This window comes from Croceibacterium salegens (genome assembly GCF_009827435.1).
Lineage (GTDB): Bacteria > Pseudomonadota > Alphaproteobacteria > Sphingomonadales > Sphingomonadaceae > Croceibacterium_B > Croceibacterium_B salegens.
This window is the reverse complement of the sequence record NZ_WTYM01000017.1, coordinates 1-958: the sequence shown is the minus strand read 5'-3', so window position 1 is coordinate 958 and position 958 is coordinate 1. Positions and strand designations below refer to the sequence as shown.

The window sequence follows — 958 nt, the reverse complement described above, 5'->3', positions numbered from 1 at the left end:
CATGGCTCACCTGAGATAATCACCACCGACGGCCTGCGCTCGTACAAGGCAGCGATGGACGAGCTCGGCAATGCCGGAAAGCAGGAGATCGGCCGCTGGGCCAACAACAGGGTCGAGAACTCGCACTTGCCGTTCCGAAGACGGGAAAGAGCCATGCTGCGGTTCCGGCGAATGAAGAGTCTGCAGAAGTTCGCCTCACTCCACGCCAACGTCCGCGATCAATTCAACAAAGAACGCCACCTCGCTGACATTGAGGCCAACAATATCTGTCGCTTGGCCGCCCTGGCCGAGTGGCAAACTTTCATGGCCTGAAACATGCCCGAATCAGGAATGGCTTAGCCAACCGGAGACAAGTCATTTTCAGACTGAAAGCAACATGACTCGAGATGCCCAACACCTACGCAGTTGCAACAGGACGAGACCGCCGAACTTCTATAGCGGTTTTTTGGTACCGCAGTCGCGGGAAAGATGAAACTAGTGTTCTTGAGTGAAGTTGATATGCCGTTCGCGTCTCGCCTTGCGCTCCTTCCTTAGCATCCGCTGATATTTGCGCTGCCGAGAATTATGTCGAGCTGCCCAAATTCCACTTGCGGACGATGCGACCGCCAAAAGAAGAACCACCAAGCCAATAATCTCTCTCGTTTCCATGTCATATTGGCGCCTGCCTTACGTTCCGTTACTCAAATCTATACCAGAGATAGCACTTAGTCTGGGTAGTCAAGTGCGGTTGGTGCGCACTTTCGCAAGTGAAGAAGCGGCATGAAACTGGTTCAATCGTTACTTCGCGCCATTCGTGCTGAGTGGGCCTAATGTCAGGAGTTGATCAGGCGGTGGTGCGCACTGAACCGACTCCATAGCGCAAAATATTCAAAGTTACGTGACTGTTGCGTCTCTTATGGTGCTGTCAGAGCAAATGCACCGACTCGTAACGGGGTCGAGGTAGGGCAGGGTGATGCCT

At 53.4% G+C, this 958-nt stretch carries 1 protein-coding gene; it reads left to right on the top strand.

The genetic code is table 11. From position 1 onward, the window contains the following. On the top strand, positions 1 to 312 hold a 312-nt coding region (locus GRI89_RS00150; protein WP_201290837.1), incomplete at its 5' end, for a DDE-type integrase/transposase/recombinase. Positions 313 to 958 lie beyond the last annotated feature (646 nt).